The organism is Taibaiella helva (genome assembly GCF_003545695.1).
Lineage (GTDB): Bacteria > Bacteroidota > Bacteroidia > Chitinophagales > Chitinophagaceae > Taibaiella > Taibaiella helva.
Map to the genome: position 1 here is coordinate 197,112 of NZ_QUZZ01000008.1, position 16,843 is coordinate 213,954.

Genomic DNA, 16,843 nt, shown 5'->3' on the forward strand with positions numbered 1-16,843 from the left:
TCCGGTCGGGAGGCTGCAAAAATACTTTTTTAGAGGGGGAAGGAAAACTTTTTCTTATTCGTTACTTTTGATCTGCGCTTAAAGAAAAACAAATGGAAGAGTATATACCGGTCACTTTGTGGATCGCGGGCAGAGGCTACCGCATCAGGATCAAAAGCCAGGATGAAGCAGCAGTACGTCTTGCCGCAAAGATCGCCGATGAACGCATTACGGAGCTACGGACCAGCTTTGCAGGCAAAGACGACCAGGACTTTATCGCCATGTGCCTGCTGATGTATGCCACCGACCAGGTGACCGAAAGCAATGAGCTGAACCCGGTACAAAAGGAGCTGGTAAAGCAGATGACCGAAAAGATAGAACGGGTGCTATAAGCTATAGTACGGAAGACAGCGAAGAGCAATCATTCTCTGTCTTTTTATTTTTTACTTTTTGTAAAGTTTATTTTACTTTTTGAAAAGAATAATTTACTTTTGTAAAAAACTTTAAAAAACGATGAAAAACAAACTGCTTTTGCCTGCCTCCTTCCGGATCGCCGGTCTTGTATTGCTGTTGCCCAGCCTGGCATTGCTGATCGCCTGGAACAGGGGATTTGAATTCGGCTTCCTGGATACCCGGGGCGCTGCCGCTGCCAACCTTGTCGGTTTCTTTAACGACTACAACTTTACCAATGAGCTGGCTATCCTTGGAACGCTCGCCAGCCTTACCTTCATTGCCTTCGCCCGTGTGGCGCATGAAGACGAACGCAGCACAATGGTACGCCTGCAGTCGCTGCAGCTCAGCCATTATTGCAACTACCTGATCCTTGCAGGGCTCGTCGTGTTTGTCAATGGTATAAATTTCCTGTTGTGTCTTTTCGCACTGCCGTTTTTATTCCTGGTCACTTTTATCGTTATTTTTTACAGCAGATGGTATCTGCTCCCTAAATTTGCAGCACATGAAGAATAGCCTTAAAGTGGAGCGTGCCATAATGGACCTGACACAAGGAGAGCTGGCCGATAAGATCGGCGTATCACGCCAGACGATCCATGCTATCGAAGCGGGCAAGTACGTGCCATCAACCGTGCTGGCCTTAAAGCTGGCCCGCCTGTTCGGCAAACCGGTAGAGGCTTTCTTTATGCTTGAAAGCACTGATTAAAAACAACAGGACCATGCGTATTCTTTTCCTACTGTTACTGGGTAGTCTTTCCTTATGTTCCCATGCACAGGACAGCACAGCGCTAGTTGACGATACCGCCGCCATACCAGTCGTAGCGCAGAATGCCTATCAGCCGGGCCAGGACTCCCTGTTGCTGCGCGGCTATATCAACGCGCTTTGCGCCAAGGGTTTTGCCGGAAGGGGTTATGTGAACCGGGGTATGTATAAAGCGGCCCAGTACATAACGACGCAGTATGGCGCTGTCGGTCTCCGTTTTTTCGGCGCTGGTTATAACCAGTCTTACTGTTATCCCGTTAATACCTTTCCCGGTATTGTAGACCTGAAGATCAGCGACCGGACGCTCAAGGGTGGGGAAGAATACCAGGTCTACCCGGCCAGCGGCAGCTGCAACGTAGAAGCGCTGAAGCTGGCCGTCGCCGATGGCAACGACTTTGCCCGCAAGCTGCAGGGCAAGCTAGAGAAGTCTGGTGCGAAAGAGAAAGCCTGGCAGAAATGGTATAAGACCCTGAGCAAAACGAAGAGCGCTTACCTGCTGAAGCAGGTAGATACCGTATGGAGGCTGATGGGATGGAGCGGCCGGGCCGAGCTGCTGGAGCGCCTGCCTGCCGGCGTATTCCTGCTGCCGCAAAGCGGGAAACCGGTATGGTCGGTGGCGCAGAAAGCCATCGCTGCTACCGTGATCGAGCTGTACGACAGCAGCCTGGTGTTCCGGAAGAACCGGAAAGTCACTGCGATCGTACAGAATAAATGGGTGGAGAAATTTGCCGCGGCAAACATCATCGGCTATGTGCCCGGCACCACGCATCCTGATCGCTTCATCGTGCTGACCGCACATTACGATCACCTGGGCAAAATGGGCAGCAGGGCTATGTTTCCCGGCGCCAGCGATAACGCCAGCGGTACCGCCATGCTGCTGACCCAGGCCCGTTATTATGCCGCGCACCCCCAACCTTATTCGATCGCTTTCATCGCCTTCAGCGGGGAAGAAGCAGGCCTGCTGGGCTCTACATACTATACAGAGCATCCGCTGTTCCCCTTATCGCAGATCCGTTTCCTGCTGAATATGGACATTATGGGCGATGCTTCGGAGGGCATTACCGTTGTGAATGGGACTGAGCATAAGCCAGCCTTCGACCTGCTTACCCGGCTGAATGCTGAAGGAAAATACCTGCCGGAGATTAAAGCCCGGGGCACGGCCCGCAACAGCGATCATTATCCCTTCAGCGAGCTGGGTGTGCCGGCTTTCTTCTTTTATACCAATGGGGGAAAAGGATATTACCACGATATATGGGATAAGGCCGACCAGGTAAGCCTGAAGCAGGTACCGGCTCTAAGCGAGCTCATCCGTCAGTTTGTAGCCGGTATACAGTAGCGATACAGGCGGTCGGGACGCCATAGCGGTCTGAATGAAGAGCTTCCAGGAGTAAAATTAATTTTCAGAAAATTTTGAAAATATAAAAATAGGCTGTAGCTTTGGTCTATGAATCTTGCAGAAGCAAAGCAACAGTTTATCCAGAGTTGGGGTGTGTTCGGGTCTTCCTGGGGCATTAACCGTACTATGGCGCAGATACACGCCCTGCTGCTGATTGCTCCTGAGGCCTTGAATGCCGACGAGATCATGGAAGCGCTGCAGATCAGCAGGGGCAATGCCAACATGAACATCCGGGAGCTCATCAACTGGGGTATCGTGGAAAAAGTATTGAAGCCCGGCGACCGCAAGGAGTATTTTGCAGCGGAAAAGGACATCTGGAAAGTGGCTATGCGCATCATGAAGGAGCGGAAGAAACGCGAGCTGGACCCTGTGCTCAGCACAATGGAGCAGATCAGGGAGGTAGACGCGCCCAAAAAAGATGCAGAGACCAAAGCTTTCCTGGATACTGTGACCCAGATCCAGAAGTTTGCCAAGCAGGCCGATAATGCATTGGCGGGATTGCTTAAGGCCGATGAGCATTGGTTTACCGGTACTTTGCTGAAGCTCTTCAAATAAATCGCCGTGACAGCAGCGGCAGACCGGGTAACCGGTTTTTATTTGGAATTAAAATTTCAATTATTTCTGAAAATATAGTTTTTATTATATAGTCAGGTAGGCGTGAAACAGACTTTCGGAAATCTTGCCCTGGGCAAAAAGATCGATCTCGGCTTGCAGGTGCTGGCTTTTGGAGGCGTGCTGCTGCTTTATCAAACCAAGGGGATCGGGCTTTTTGTCTTTTATTTTGCCGGCGCAGCACAAACGGTCAGTGCATTGTTGTGGACCCTTTACTTCCACAAGGGGCCGCCGGCATATTCCAGCGCGGTTACGATCCGCTATATCTTTCTGTCGGTGGCGCCTTTCCTGGCGCTGACCTGCCTGGCCGGCGACGGTGCGATCCTCCTGGTCAATTGTATCATGCTTTTCGCAGGTCCTTTGCTGGGTGTATCTTACTTCATCATTACCATCCTCGAGATCCGCTACTACAGCAAAGCCCGCAAGCCTTACTATCTCTTATAAACAGCCATCCTGATGATCCCCATATTCCGAATGCAGTGCTTAAAGAGAGAGATGCATGAGCAGGTTAGGGTTGCTATGCTGATGCTACCCTAACATGAAAAACAAAATAAGTCGCATGACACACCATAAATATCGGCACATTGCACAGCTCAAGACAACCGATGCCTGCCTGCAGGTCCTTTGTTTCTTCTTTATGATCGGCTGCGTCTGTGTGTCGTCTGTATTCGCAATGCAACGGAATGCCGTGGTGATCATGGCTGGCAGCCAGGTGCTCAGCGCTGTATTATGGTGCCTGGCCTTTGCAGGGGGCACCGTTACCACGAGGGCCGGCCGGTTTATCCGTGTTGCTTTCATCGTGGTGCCGCTGTTGCTGGCGACGGCTTTCAGCATCGGTAACGTGCTGATCCTCTACGTCGCTTATGCGATGATCTTTGTCGGACCTGTGCTGGGTTTTTCCTACTTTCTGATTACCCTGTTCGAAATCCGTTTCTATCGCGGTCTGGCCCGGAGCGATGACTAAGGGCGGAATCGTATTGTGTATAGCAAAAACAAAGCAGCTTGTGTATGCCGAATCATAAGTATCGCCGTATCGTGCAGCTTAAGGCTGCTGATCTCTGTCTTCAGCTATTGTGTTTCCTGTTGATCCCTGCCAGCTTTATTGTTGACGGCGCTGCATGGATCGGTGTCAGCATATTGATCATGGCGGGTATCCAGGTATTCAGCGCCATTTGCTGGCTGATGATCTTATTTTCTGAGCGGGAACAAACCATAGGCGGAAAATTGATCCGTATTGTGTTTGTTGTGGTACCGGTGCTTCTGCTGGCTTTGTCGAATACGCCTGTTATCCTGTACCTCCTTTACCTGATGATCTTTGCGGGGCCGGTGCTGGGCTTCTTTTACTTTTTCATTACCCTTTTTGAAATTACTTTCTACCACAAGCTGGCCCGGAGCACGCAATAATATTGCTGACAAGTCACAAGGTCCTTTGATTTAAAAAGTCGGTACAACCTTTTTGTTTCTGATCTCATCTAATATAAAAAAACAATCCATAGCCTATGAAAAGCCGTTACCGTTTGATCGGAGAATTAAAGAGAATGGATGCCTGTTTCCAGTTCCTGTGCTTTCTCTTCTTCTGTGGTGCGATGCTATCAGCACATGAAGCCATCAACGTCAGCGTATTGCTGGCAGGAGGCTACCTGCTGTTCAGCGCGGTGTTCTGGCTGCTGGCGCTATGGAAAGAGCCCAATATAGTGAAAGGCGGCCTGGCATTACGTATCCTGATGCTGGTCCTTGCGCTGTGCATCTTCGGGGCCTGCATCGGCAATCGTATGACGCTGCGGGTAATGGCCATGCTGCGCAGCTCTGCCTTCCTGCTGGCCGTGCTTTATTTTTTCATCACGCTGGCTGAGATCAGCTTCTATAAAAAAACAGCCCGTTGAAGGGCTGTTTGTATATTAATGTTCAACTGTATTATTTAGCCGGTACCGGTGGCTCCATTACGGTACCGCATTGCTTGCAGGTACGTTTGTCGAGGTCTGCATAAAAGGCATTCATTACCGGCGGTAGCTGGTTCACGATATCATTTACCGGCAGGAATTCCTCATAAAGCTTATTGGAACAGTTTTCACAATACCAGGCAAAAGAATCCTTCATGTCGCCGGGACGTACTTTCTCGATCACAAGGCCTACGGTATTGGGACCGCGCTGGGGAGAGTGGGGCACCCTTGCCGGCAGCAGGAACATATCGCCTGCTTTGATCTCGATGGGAACGATCTTACCATCTTCGATAATACGCACAACGATATCGCCTTCCAGCTGGTAAAAAAGCTCTTCTGTCTCGTTATAGTGAAAATCTTTCCTGCTGTTGGGGCCGCCCACAACCATAACGATAAAGTCCCGAACATCTTTATAAACCTGCTGGTTGCCTACAGGTGGTTTCAGTAAATGGCGGTGCTCATCGATCCAGTTTTTTATATTAAAGGGGCGTGTTACGGACATGGTCTTATATTTGCCCTAAAGGTAGAAAATTTTGAAAGAACGGATAATCGCCTTATATTTATTTCAACATGAAGCAGACGAATTCCGAAGAGAGTAAGTATGGCAATGCTATGAAATATGCAGCTGTAGGTACACAGATGATGGTGCTGTTAGGATTGGGTGTATGGGGCGGCCTGAATCTGGATAAGCAGGTACACAGCTCGCCGCTCTTTCTTATTGTGCTGCCGGTGCTGGCTTTGTTCATCAGCTTGTACCAGCTGTACCGCCAGCTGATGAAGCCGAAGAAATAGGCTGTGATCTTTTCCCGTCTTACAGCATTAATTTGATCCCTACGGCATTTGAATTGCTCCTTTACGGCCAGGCCGGTTGGGATGTGCAACGGCCTGAACGGCAGGCGGATGCGGATATTGTTTGCCGTCCTGGTTTTGCTCCTACGGAGCAAGATTATGTTTGTTTCTGGCCGCGCTACAAACGTTCGGCTCCTACGGAACTTTTTAGCGTGGATAAGGATATAATTAGCTGCAGAATCATGGCTTGCAAGGCTGCCCGGAATTCCAGGCAGCCTTTTCTGATTAAAAAAGGAATATTTTAAGCATGAAATATGTATATTTGGTGGCCAACATCGCTAAGCTGCACTGAAAAATATTTTTCAGAATGGCACCGACAACAGATGATTTCCGTTTTTCGCGTCGCTCGAGAATGGGCGCGTTGGTTTTATTGGGTTTACTGCTGGCAGCCCTGGTGATCTGGCGCCTGCTGCCAGCCTTGCAGCGACCAGAAGAAGATACGGAGGAGAAGGCCCTGCAGCAGGCCTGGACAGCATTCAGAAAAGAACATATTGCCGATGATAGGCCGGATGACAGGTCTTATACGGCCGATTACGGAGAGGATAGGGCGACAGGCGAGGGCGTCCGGCCGGTATCGCTAAACCTGCAGCCTTTCGATCCCAACACAGCGAGCGAAGCAGTATTGACAGGCTTGGGACTGCCGCTGCGCACGGCCCGCACACTGATCAAATACCGCAGCAAAGGTGGACGCTTCCGGAAGAAGGAAGACCTGCAGAAGCTGTACACCCTGCGCCGGGAAGATTATGAGCGTATTGCACCTTATGTGCGTATCCCCGGCGGGGAAGAGCAGCAGGCGTTCCGGAAGGAATACCCGGAATGGGAAAAGGAAACGCCTGCGGTGCCTTCCGGTCCGCTGGAGCTGAATACGGCGGACGCCGGTGCTTTAATTGCCCTGCGCGGGATCGGACCGGGATACGCGCGGCGCATTCTGAGCTTTCGGGATGCGTTGGGGGGATTCATCAGAGTGGAACAATTGAAAGAGGTGTACGGCTTTCCCGACAGTACTTATCAGCAGCTGAAAGACCAGTTGGCCGTCACTGCCGATCTGGTTAAAAAGATCAATGTGAACCTGGCAACAGAAGAAGAGCTGGGGCATCACCCCTATATCGGGAGGAAGCTGGCCGCAGGCATTGTAAAGCTGCGTCATGATCTTGGAAGCTTCGCTGAAATTGAACAATTGCGGCAGGTTCCCTTGATAAATGAAGAAAAATATCGTAAAATTGCGCCTTATTTGGCAACCCGCTGACATAGCTTACTATTAATAAATAACATTATGGATTTTAATTTCACCGAGACACAGACACAGATCGCCGAGATGGTTCGCGACTTTGCCAATAAGCATATCCGCCCGAGCATGATGGAGTGGGACGAAAGCCAGACCTTTCCTGTAGAGCTCTTCCACAAAATGGGTGAACTGGGCCTGATGGGTGTGCTGGTACCTGCCGAATATGGTGGTTCAGGTCTGAGCTATTTTGAATATGTTACTGTGATCAGTGAGATTGCCAAAGTGTGCGGCTCTATCGGACTATCCGTAGCAGCCCACAACTCTCTTTGCACCGGCCATATCCTGTATTTCGGCAGCGAGGAGCAAAAGAAAAAATACCTGCCGAAGCTGGCCAGCGGCGAATGGATCGGCGCCTGGGGCCTTACAGAAGCCAATACCGGCAGCGACGCCGGCAATATGCGCTGTACGGCTACCCGCGACGGCGACGACTGGATACTGAACGGTACCAAGAATTGGATCACACATGGTAAGACCGGGAGCGTAGCCGTGGTGCTGGCCCGTACCGGTGAGCCCCGTGCCAAGAATAATGTAACCGCGTTTATCGTTGAGCGCAGTACGCCGGGCTTCAGCGCGGGTAAGAAAGAAAACAAGCTGGGTATGCGCGCTTCCGAAACCACAGAGCTGGTATTCGACAACTGCCGCATCTCCGATACCCAGCGCATGGGCGAAATAGGCGATGGCTTCAAGCAAGCCATGAAGGTGCTGGACGGCGGCCGTATTTCCATCGCCGCCTTATCTCTGGGCATTGCCAAAGGCGCTTATGAAGCCTCTGTTAAATATGCCAAGGAACGTCAGCAATTCGACCAGCCGATCGCCAACTTCCAGGCCATTGCCTTCAAGCTGGCCGACATGGCGACCAAGATCGAAGGCGCTGAGCTGCTGATCTACCAGGCTGCCGATATGAAGAACCGCGGCGTGAAAATGACGAAAGAATCGGCTATGGCCAAATACTACGCTTCTGAAATATCCGTTCAGATAGCTACCGACGCAGTTCAGGTATTCGGCGGCTATGGCTATACCAAAGATTTTCCCGTGGAGAAGTATTACCGTGATTCCAAGCTCTGCACTATCGGCGAAGGCACTTCCGAGATCCAGAAGCTGGTGATCTCCAGGGATATCCTCAGCCAGTAATTTCTAAAACAAAATGCGCAGCAAAGGGGCCGTTCAGCTATCGAACGGCCCCTTTGCTGTGCTGCTATGTGCCGGCCGGAACAGTCTAATAGTTAAGAAGAGGTATCGCTCACGTACGATTGATCAGAACAATGGAGACAAAGCAACGGGTGAACTGCTGGCGAAAAACGGTATCGCCGCTGATAACGGTAAGAGAACACGGTTTCTTTTTGTTCTATCAGCCTTGCAGTATCGCCAGGTAATTTTCGCGGGAGATCATTTCGGCGCCAAGGCTCATGAGGTGCGGATTGGGCAGCTGGCAATCGATCAGGCGATAGCCGCCGTGGCGGCAAAGCCATATCAGGGCCGCTTTTGAGGCATTGCTGACCTTGCTGAACATGCTCTCTCCGCAAAAGACGCCGTTCACGGCGAGGCCGTAAAGGCCGCCTGCAAGCACGGCACCGTCCCAGGCTTCTATACTATGGGCTATGCCCTGCCGGTTCAGGTTGAGATATGCCTGCTGCATGGCGCCGGTGATCCAGGTGCCGTCTTGCCCTTTGCGGGGTACGGAGGCGCAGTTGCGGATGACCGCTTCGAAGGCCGTGTCCTGCCGGATGCTGAAGCGATTTTGCCGGAAAACCTGTTGCATGCTTTTGTGCACACGGACCTTGTCGGGGAAAAGCACGCAGCGTTCATGAGGCGCATACCATAGTATCGGATCGTCTTCGCTGAACCAGGGAAAAATGCCGTGGGCATAAGCCAGGCGCAGGCGCTCGCTGCTCAGGTCGCCACCTACGGCCAGCAACCCGTCCTCTTCAGCCAGGGCCGGATCGGGGAACCATATCTCTTCATCGGAAAGCCGGAAAATCATTTGCAATGATACAAAAGAATGAATGATACAAAAGAATGTCTTTCCTGCAGGACAGCCGGCTTACCGGCCGGCCATATAATAAAGAGGGATCGCGTTAGCGATCCCTCCCGGTATATTTCGTTTAAGTCATTATTCAGCTTGTGCGGGGCTCATCTTTACCACTTTTGCAGTGCTGGTGATCCAATCGTTGAGCACATTGGTTGTTTCAGCGATATAAACATCTTTTTTCAGCGCCTTCAGCCACTCGTTGTTCTTGGTACGGGAACTCGAATCCATATTCACACGGCTCATGTCGGACCTCAGGTTTTGTACCGTAATGGGACTGGCGATCTTATCCAGCTCTTCGATCTTTTTGCTCAGCGCTTCCGATTCCTTTTGCTTGGCTACAAACTTGGCCTCATTCAGCGGCATAATATTGTTGTCCTGCTGTATTTTCAGGCGGTCGCCGGTTTGCTTGATGATCTTGAAGGTCTCGTTGGCTTCCACGCGTTTTTTGCTGTTGGCCCGCAGCGCCGCCAGTGCAGGAGGATAGTCCCATATCTTGTAGTTGGAGGGATTGATTTTATCCCAGGGCAATGCAGCTTTATCGCGGCGTTCGCCTATATTGTCCAATTGCTCGTAAGCATCGGGCAGGATAATGTCAGGCGTAACGCCTTTAAGCTGGGTAGAGCCGCCGTTTACGCGGTAAAATTTCTGAATAGTCAGCTTTAGCGAGCCGATGCCGTCGTAAGTCGCCTCTCCGCCTTTAGCGCGGTTGAAGGCTGCAATGATCTGATCGCGCATAGAAGCATTTACAAACTGGTCGAGGGCCACGAGCTTTTGTACTGTACCCTTACCAAAGGTATTGGTACCGATGATCACAGCTCTGCCATAATCCTGCATGGCTGCTGCCATGATCTCAGATGCCGAGGCGCTGCCGTTGTTGACCATAATTGCCAGAGGACCGGTATACAGCGGGGTAGACTCCTGGCTCTTCAGGGTCACGCTCTGGTTGCCGCTGGCGCGTACCTGCACTACAGGACCTTTGCCCACAAAGAGGCCGGCCATGTCCACTACGTCGGTCAGAGAGCCGCCGCCATTATTGCGCAGGTCGAGCACAATGCCGTCAACATTCTCTGCTTTCAGCTTGGTCACTTCTGCAGCAACGTCTTTGCCGCTGTAGTGGCCGCTGCCGTTACCGCTGAAGTCAGCATAGAACTCAGGCAGGTAAATATAGCCGATCTTCTTGCCATGGTTCTCGATGATCGCCGATTTGGCAAAAGCATCTTCGTAGTCTACGGTACCCCTGATGATCGGAACCACTTCTTTGGTGCCATCATTGTGCTTCACGCTCAGCCTTACTTCCGTGTCTTTCGGTCCGCGGATCAGCTTGACCACTTCGTCGGTCTCCATGCCTTCCACATCGACCGGTGTCTGCTCACCCTGGGCTACTTTCTCAATCACATCTTCTGCTTTCAGGTGTCCCTGCTTCCAGGCCGGGCTTCCGGTAATGATCGAAGCCACTTTGATCTTACCATCTTCCTGCTGCTGCAGAGAGGCGCCGATTCCGATGAAGCTGCCCGACATCATTTCGTCAAAGCGCTTCTTGTCTTCCGGAGGCAGGAAGTCTGTATGCGGATCTTCAGAGCCGGTAATGCTGTTCATGAATACAGCAAAGCGATCGTTGTCGTTCATTTTCTTCAGCCGCTTGAAAAAGCGGTCCTGTACTTTACCAATCGTTTCACGGGCTTCTTTTTCCAGGGTCGCAAAATCCCTTGGCTTATATTTTGTAGAGTCTTTCGCCTTTTTATCCTCGGCATTCTTCAGGTCGATGTATTTGGCCAGCACCCTGTATTTGAGGTATTTTTCCCAGCGGGCCTTCATGTCATCTTCATTCTTGGCATAGCTCATTTTCTTACCGTCGAGTTCGATCTCTTCATTGCTGCTGAAGGTAAAGGGTTTGCTCAGGATCGTTTTATAATAGCCTTCCGACACATTTACGCGCTGCAGGAAAAGACTGTTGACTTTATCGAAAAATTCAAGGGAATTGTCTTTGATCTCGTCGTCGATCTTATCGCGGTAAGCGCTGAGATTATCTACATCCGACTGAAGGAAAAAACGTTTTTCATAATCGAGACTCTCCAGCGTCTTATCATAAACCGACTGGGAAAATGCATCATCGATAGGCCTGGGTGCATAATGCCCCTGGGACAACACCGCCATCACTGTATTCAGTATTGTTTTGTGTTCCGCATCATTGCTGTCGCCGCCGCTATCACCACCGATGTACCGGAACGAAAAGAACACAGCCAGGGCAGTAATGATAAGGGTGGGTATCAGGATCTTGTTTCGCATGAATCGCAGCATATCTGTATTAAATAGTTGATTGTTAGTTTAACGTCAAAAGCAAATGTAAAGTATTTTTGAGTTAAGAAAAGGTGAACCGGCAAAATACCCCGCATAGGGGTATAAACCATAACAATCAAGGGTTTCGGCCAATTTATTTACCTTAAATTAACAGCATACGGAGGCTCTTTTACAGCGCTTTTGCTGGTCGTAAAACAACAAAAAAACCTGCATAGAGTTGTGCAGGTTTTTATTCTTTTCCCGGAAGGAGCGTCTTCCCGTTAGTCTTCGGTATCTGTTTCCGGCGTTTCATCGTCCTCCGTCACAGCGAACATTTCCTTAAGCTGCTGATCCTTTTCCGGAGGCAGGTCGCCATTGATGCGGAAGCGCAGGTAATGCACGCGGTTGCTTCCTGCAATGTCAAGCCCCTCATAATGTGTTTTAATGGCGAGCTCAGGGCTCACCTCGCCTTTGGCATAAATGTTGTCATCATCGGCCAGCAGCTCGAGATCGTAAAGGCCGATCACGGCTTTGGTAAACCCGTAAAGATCGGGGCTGTCCGTTTTCAGGTTGACGGGACCGCCGGGCTGCAGCACCTGGCGGTACAGCCGCAGAAAGCGGGGGAATGTCAGCCTTTTCTTCATACGCGAGTTCCGTAGCTGGGGATCGGGAAACGTGATCCATATCTCAGCTACTTCTCCCGGTTCGAAATAATCGGCCAGCTTGTCGATATGGGAACGCAGGAAAGCGACATTGTTCAATCCCTCTTCCAGCGCGGTTTTGGCGCCGCGCCAGATACGGTTGCCTTTAAGGTCGATGCCGATAAAGTTTCTTTCAGGGTACAGGCGGCCCAGCCCTACCGAGTATTCCCCTTTGCCACAGGCCAGCTCCAGCGTGATCGGATGGTCGTTCTTAAAAAAAGTATGCCATTTACCTTTCATTTCTTTCGGGTATTCCAGCACATTCTCAAATCCTTTGATCGCTTCGAAGCGGATCAGTTTTTTTTGTCCCATGAAAAATGCAATAATATCCCCTCGGGGAGGCGCGAAATTAAGATAAATGGCGGAATGCGCCGGCGGGAAGCTAGCGCCCCTGTTTGAAGGCTTGGGTATCAAAGCGGTTGGGCGCGTCGGGATGCGTCCTGAAATAATCGTCGGCCGCTTTCAGCTCCTGCTGCAGCCACGCGCCGAAAGGCCGCGGCGCTTCAAAGGGAGGATTGTAGAACCATTTTCCGTTGGCGTCGACGATGAACTGCATCTCGTCTGCTGTGCTGTACACGCCGTCGTTGTAACGGTAAGCCTGGACCAGGTAACCGGAACGCTGCGGCGGCTTTTCGGTCAGCTCGAAACGGAGCTGTGCCTCCTGTCCGGTCACTTTAGGGCTGTAATTCATGAATGCCAGCCGATGCAGCACCTCCATCTTGTTAAAGCTGTCCAGCAGCTGCTGTTGGGCGGCAGTATAGCGGAAAGGGTAGGGGAGGTAACCTTCATCGGTCTTCTGGTCCAGCGGAGAGGCAGGCGCATCTGCAGGCTGCACCACTTCGCCTTTTCTATTGATCATGACCCGGCCGGCTCCCGGCTGGAACAGGATATCGGGATGCTCGGCGTCGCGGCTGTAGTCGAGGTAGCAGCCCTTGCAGGCCCAGGCATAGCCATAGCTGAACGGGCCGGCCCAGTCCCATTGCGGCTCGATAACGATAACACCGCGGCGATCGGCAAAGCCTACCTTGTCGTTGTCCACGCAGCGGGTCAGCCCTTCTTCAAAGTAGTCGGGACCGTTGTCAAAGACAAGCGGATGATAAAGCAGCTTGCCGTTCCGGTCGAAGGCGTCGCCATAGCTGGCGGCCGGCGTTTCTTTGCTGCTCCAGTGGCCATCTGCCATGATAATGATGGAATCTTTGATCGGCTGGCGCGTATCGTGTTCAGGAAAGTCGCGGTAACGGGCAGGAATAATGATCTTGCCGCGGCTGTCTTTTACACCAACAAGCGTGGAGGAGTCGGTGTTATGGATAAAGTAGTACAGGTGCGCCGCCTGCTGGCCGGCCACTTGCAGATCCAATGAAAGAAGCGACAGGAAAAAGAGCAGTTTTTTCATCGGCGTTCATTTATTACATAACGGCTTCCTGCGGCTTTTGTTTTACATCAGGATGCCGGCGATGCTGGCGCTGAGGTAAGATGCAAGCGTGCCGCAGAGCAGCGCCCTGAGGCCCAGTTTGGCCAGGTCTTCGCGGCGTTCGGGCGCCAGCGCGCCGATACCGCCAATCTGCATTCCCACACTGCTGAAGTTGGCGAAGCCGCAGATGGCTGTGGTCACGATCAGCAATCCCTTTTCGGTCATGATGGGCACTTCTTTGGAAGTAAGGCTTTTGAAGGCCAGGAATTCGTTTACGGTCAGCTTCTGCCCCAGCAGGGTAGCGGCATTGCCCACATCTTCCGAAGGCACGCCCATCGACCAGGCAAAGGGATAGAACAGCTTGCCGAAGACCCAGTTGAGCGAAAGGTTGAGGTCGGGATTGAACAGGTGGCCGAGCTTCAGCAGCGACCAGTCGACGAGGGCGATGAGGGCGATGAAGCCGATCAGCATAGCGATCACGTTCATGGCGATCTTAAAGCCGTCGGCTGCAGCATGCGAAATGGCATCGATCAGGTTGGTATATTCGCTTTTGACTTCGAGCTTTACCTTACCCATGGTCTGCGACTCTTCGGTCTCCGGGAAAACGATCTTGGAAATGACCAATGCGCCGGGGGCCGCCATCAGACTGGCCATAATCAGCTTTGGCGCGAGGTTGAGGCCGGCCTGTGCGCCCATGTTGGCGTAAACAATAAGAATGCCGCCGGCAATGCAGGCCAGGCTGCCGCTCATCGAAGCCAGCAGCTCGCTTTTGGTCATGCCCTTGAGGTAGGGACGTATCATCACCTGGGCTTCCACCTGGCCTACAAAGGCACTGGCAACATTGCTGAGCGCTTCGGCGCCGCTTACCCGCATCACGAAATTCATGCCCCTGGCGATCAGCGATACGATGCGCTGCATGAGTCCTATGTGATAAAATATGGCTACCAGCACACAAACCAGTATGATGGCTGCGGTTACGCTGAAGCCGAATACAAAAGGATTGTCACGCTCAATAACGGTACGGTAAGGCACATTGCCATGAGAGCCGGTTTGCGTAATGATACCGCCGTAAACAAAGGCGGCGCCTTCTTTTGCGAAGCCTTCGATCTTTTGCATGCCTCTGCCCAGCAGTGCAAAGAACTGCTGCACCTTTTCGATCTTCAGGATGAGCAGGGCAATGACCGTCTGCAGGAAAAGGCCGCTGAACACCAGCCGTATATTGATCTTCCTCTTATTGTTGGAGCACAAAAAAGCGATACCGAGAATCAGTACGATGCCGATCAATCCCGTGAAACGTTCCATCCAGGAAAAAATTTTTAAAAAATTGCCTGCAAAGTAAATATTAATGGCAATATTCCTGTATTAAATAAAACTGGTCTGTGAATAATAATCGTACCCCGGCAGTTTTCGGGAAAAAGCAGGCGAATAAATAAATCGGGTACGCAGGCCGCGCCGAACGGATACTTTTGGATCAAAGCCCCCGGCAAATGACGAAGAAAATCATCTATGGCATCCTGGCCTTTTTTGTTATCGCAACCCTGCTTACCTTCTGGCTCTTTAAAGGGATCGATAACGTAGGCAAAGAAGAAGCCGCACGTACGGAAGCTGATTTTACAATACAGCAGTTTGTGATCAGCGAATTGTGGGAGATGCAGCAACAGAAAAGAAACCAGGTACTGGCCTCTTATCTATTCATTAAAGTACACGGCGAAAAGATCAACCTGCGCCTGCCCTGGCAAGGCGGTCAGGACCGGGATGGGATCACCGCACAGCTGAACAGCGGCGATACGATCGAAGTAAAGGTGCTGAAAGCTCAGTTGGCCGCGGCCCGTAAAGAGGGTATGTTTAAGGGAGTAGAGCGTTTCTTTATGGGCGACAAAAGGGAAGTTACCCTCTACGGGCTCAAAGCGCATGGGCAAGTGCTCCTGGACCGGGATATACATGACTGGGATGTAGCCCGGGTGAGCCTGCTGAACCGACTGACCGATCAGCCCTTCCTGCTGCTGATCCCATTTTTCCTCATTATATTCCTTATCGGCTGGATCAAGCGGAAGGCCGGTACTAAAAAAGCAGTTTCCTGATGGCCGTATTTTTCCAGGTTGGGCCGGACCGGATCAGCATCAGACCCCTGGCTTTCCTGAAGCCGGTAAGTATTGTGCTTATCGTCATGCTGGTACTGATGCCCTTCGTGATCATCCTGCTTGCGCACCAGGGTGATCCCGGCCAGCTTAGCTACAAAGATCTTGCTGCCGCGCTGATCATGCTGCCACTGATCCTGGCTTGCATTCCGCTACTGGTGCTGAGCCGGCGAACCCTTATTTTTGACCGTATCAGCCAGACTATATTTACCCAAACCCTGGGACGCAAACGTACGTTAATGCGCTTCGACGAAGCAGGGGAAATCGTATTGATGACCGCTATCGGTTTATATTACCGGCTCAAAAGCAAGGGTGATCGTTATGGTAAGGGCTATCGCATCTCTCCTTACTTCCAGGGGCAGGATAAGGATAAAGATACTTTTGATAACACTCTGCTGCCGGCTATTAAGGCCATGCTGCAGGAGCGACCTGCTGTGCCGGCGACCGACTATGCCCTGCAGGATGCCGGCCTGCTGCAATGGTACGAGCAATGCCGGGAAGGTTACCGGCTCAAGACAGGTAAGGCCCGTAAGCAATATCTCCCGGCGCTTATCCTACTCCTGGCTGCGCTGCTTTATTTCTGGTACCGGAGATATTTTCAGGCTGTGCCTGCTGATGCCGAACGTCCATATACCATCATCCTTATCTTCCCCTTCCTGCTGGTGTTGGCTGCTTTCACCAAACGGATCTGTTTCGATTCCTCCACCCGGCAGATAATCGTCTATCGCCTGGGCTTTGCCATGGCGCGTTACAGCAGGGATGCCTTCAGCGGATTTAATATCGTGCGGAAGACCTATAATGGCCTGTACAATGGCACCGATGTACGGCTCAAATTCCGTAAGGCAGGAAGCAGTAGAGAACAGGAGCTTACCCTGGAAACCTTCAATAAAACCGTTCCTATTGAGGCTTTCCTTAAAGAGACGGAATGGGTGCTGAACCATTAAGCTATTCTTTCTTTTATGCCCGTACAGGCTGCTTCGCGGCGATGGCGGACCGTATTTAAAGGCGGGTCG

The 16,843-nt window shown here is 51.5% G+C and carries 20 protein-coding genes; 14 read left to right on the plus strand and 6 right to left on the minus strand.

Annotated elements, in window-relative coordinates; all coding sequences use genetic code 11:
* The first annotated feature begins 92 nt into the window (after positions 1 to 92).
* The 9 genes from DZC79_RS14290 to DZC79_RS14330 all read left to right on the plus strand — a co-directional run bounded on the left by DZC79_RS14290 (position 93) and on the right by DZC79_RS14330 (position 5,083).
* On the plus strand, positions 93 to 371 hold the full coding sequence (locus DZC79_RS14290; protein ID WP_118952271.1) for a cell division protein ZapA: 279 nt from the start codon (positions 93 to 95) through the stop codon (positions 369 to 371).
* Between the two features lie 121 nt (positions 372 to 492).
* Positions 493 to 945: a hypothetical protein gene (locus DZC79_RS14295; RefSeq protein WP_118952272.1), complete on the plus strand. Its 453-nt coding sequence runs from the start codon at positions 493 to 495 to the stop codon at positions 943 to 945.
* Entirely contained in the window at positions 935 to 1,135 is a 201-nt protein-coding gene (locus tag DZC79_RS14300; RefSeq protein WP_118952273.1) for a helix-turn-helix transcriptional regulator, read from the plus strand. Before DZC79_RS14295 ends, DZC79_RS14300 begins: the two co-directional genes overlap by 11 nt.
* Before the next feature lie 13 nt (positions 1,136 to 1,148).
* Entirely contained in the window at positions 1,149 to 2,528 is a 1,380-nt protein-coding gene (locus DZC79_RS14305) for a M28 family metallopeptidase (RefSeq protein ID WP_157977157.1), read from the plus strand.
* Between the two features lie 108 nt (positions 2,529 to 2,636).
* Positions 2,637 to 3,143: a GbsR/MarR family transcriptional regulator gene (locus DZC79_RS14310; RefSeq protein ID WP_118952275.1), complete on the plus strand. Its 507-nt coding sequence runs from the start codon at positions 2,637 to 2,639 to the stop codon at positions 3,141 to 3,143.
* Positions 3,144 to 3,245: 102 nt separating this feature from the next.
* Complete coding sequence (locus tag DZC79_RS14315; protein ID WP_118952276.1) at positions 3,246 to 3,644, plus strand: hypothetical protein; 399 nt, start codon at positions 3,246 to 3,248, stop codon at positions 3,642 to 3,644.
* Between the two features lie 115 nt (positions 3,645 to 3,759).
* Entirely contained in the window at positions 3,760 to 4,164 is a 405-nt protein-coding gene (locus DZC79_RS14320; protein ID WP_157977158.1) for a hypothetical protein, read from the plus strand.
* 44 nt (positions 4,165 to 4,208) lie between these two features.
* Positions 4,209 to 4,604, plus strand: a complete 396-nt coding sequence (locus DZC79_RS14325) for a hypothetical protein (RefSeq protein ID WP_157977159.1) — start codon at positions 4,209 to 4,211, stop codon at positions 4,602 to 4,604.
* A 95-nt stretch (positions 4,605 to 4,699) separates the two neighbouring features.
* A complete protein-coding gene (locus DZC79_RS14330; protein ID WP_157977160.1) occupies positions 4,700 to 5,083 on the plus strand; it encodes a hypothetical protein in 384 nt (127 codons plus the stop codon).
* A gap of 31 nt (positions 5,084 to 5,114) precedes the next feature.
* Here DZC79_RS14330 and DZC79_RS14335 read toward each other — a convergent pair whose 3' ends face one another.
* Positions 5,115 to 5,642, minus strand: coding sequence for a 3-hydroxyanthranilate 3,4-dioxygenase (locus tag DZC79_RS14335; protein WP_118952280.1), 528 nt, complete (start codon positions 5,640 to 5,642; stop codon positions 5,115 to 5,117).
* Between the two features lie 68 nt (positions 5,643 to 5,710).
* Between DZC79_RS14335 and DZC79_RS14340 the strand changes: the two genes are divergently transcribed.
* From DZC79_RS14340 to DZC79_RS14355, 3 genes are all read left to right on the plus strand, one after another.
* Positions 5,711 to 5,932 carry an AtpZ/AtpI family protein gene (locus tag DZC79_RS14340; protein WP_118952281.1) on the plus strand — a complete coding sequence of 74 codons (222 nt, stop codon included), beginning with the start codon at positions 5,711 to 5,713 and terminating at the stop codon, positions 5,930 to 5,932.
* Between the two features lie 364 nt (positions 5,933 to 6,296).
* Positions 6,297 to 7,235 carry a ComEA family DNA-binding protein gene (locus DZC79_RS14350; protein ID WP_118952283.1) on the plus strand — a complete coding sequence of 313 codons (939 nt, stop codon included), beginning with the start codon at positions 6,297 to 6,299 and terminating at the stop codon, positions 7,233 to 7,235.
* Between the two features lie 27 nt (positions 7,236 to 7,262).
* Positions 7,263 to 8,405 carry an acyl-CoA dehydrogenase gene (locus DZC79_RS14355; RefSeq protein ID WP_118952284.1) on the plus strand — a complete coding sequence of 381 codons (1,143 nt, stop codon included), beginning with the start codon at positions 7,263 to 7,265 and terminating at the stop codon, positions 8,403 to 8,405.
* Between the two features lie 217 nt (positions 8,406 to 8,622).
* Here DZC79_RS14355 and aat read toward each other — a convergent pair whose 3' ends face one another.
* The 5 genes from aat to DZC79_RS14380 form a co-directional block, all read right to left on the minus strand.
* Complete coding sequence (gene aat / locus DZC79_RS14360) at positions 8,623 to 9,255, minus strand: leucyl/phenylalanyl-tRNA--protein transferase (protein ID WP_118952285.1); 633 nt, start codon at positions 9,253 to 9,255, stop codon at positions 8,623 to 8,625.
* Positions 9,256 to 9,384: 129 nt separating this feature from the next.
* Positions 9,385 to 11,589 carry a carboxy terminal-processing peptidase gene (locus DZC79_RS14365; protein ID WP_157977161.1) on the minus strand — a complete coding sequence of 735 codons (2,205 nt, stop codon included), beginning with the start codon at positions 11,587 to 11,589 and terminating at the stop codon, positions 9,385 to 9,387.
* A gap of 272 nt (positions 11,590 to 11,861) precedes the next feature.
* Positions 11,862 to 12,593 carry a tRNA (guanosine(46)-N7)-methyltransferase TrmB gene (trmB, locus tag DZC79_RS14370; protein WP_118952287.1) on the minus strand — a complete coding sequence of 244 codons (732 nt, stop codon included), beginning with the start codon at positions 12,591 to 12,593 and terminating at the stop codon, positions 11,862 to 11,864.
* A 70-nt stretch (positions 12,594 to 12,663) separates the two neighbouring features.
* Positions 12,664 to 13,674: a WG repeat-containing protein gene (locus tag DZC79_RS14375; RefSeq protein WP_118952288.1), complete on the minus strand. Its 1,011-nt coding sequence runs from the start codon at positions 13,672 to 13,674 to the stop codon at positions 12,664 to 12,666.
* Between the two features lie 42 nt (positions 13,675 to 13,716).
* Positions 13,717 to 14,994 (minus strand): NupC/NupG family nucleoside CNT transporter, encoded by a 1,278-nt coding sequence (locus DZC79_RS14380; protein ID WP_118952289.1) that lies wholly within the window; start codon positions 14,992 to 14,994, stop codon positions 13,717 to 13,719.
* Positions 14,995 to 15,179: 185 nt separating this feature from the next.
* Here DZC79_RS14380 and DZC79_RS14385 point away from each other — a divergent pair, with 185 nt between their 5' ends.
* Both DZC79_RS14385 and DZC79_RS14390 read left to right on the plus strand, forming a co-directional pair.
* Positions 15,180 to 15,773 (plus strand): hypothetical protein, encoded by a 594-nt coding sequence (locus tag DZC79_RS14385; protein ID WP_118952290.1) that lies wholly within the window; start codon positions 15,180 to 15,182, stop codon positions 15,771 to 15,773.
* Positions 15,773 to 16,774: a hypothetical protein gene (locus tag DZC79_RS14390; RefSeq protein WP_118952291.1), complete on the plus strand. Its 1,002-nt coding sequence runs from the start codon at positions 15,773 to 15,775 to the stop codon at positions 16,772 to 16,774. Before DZC79_RS14385 ends, DZC79_RS14390 begins: the two co-directional genes overlap by 1 nt.
* Positions 16,775 to 16,843: the final 69 nt, after the last annotated feature.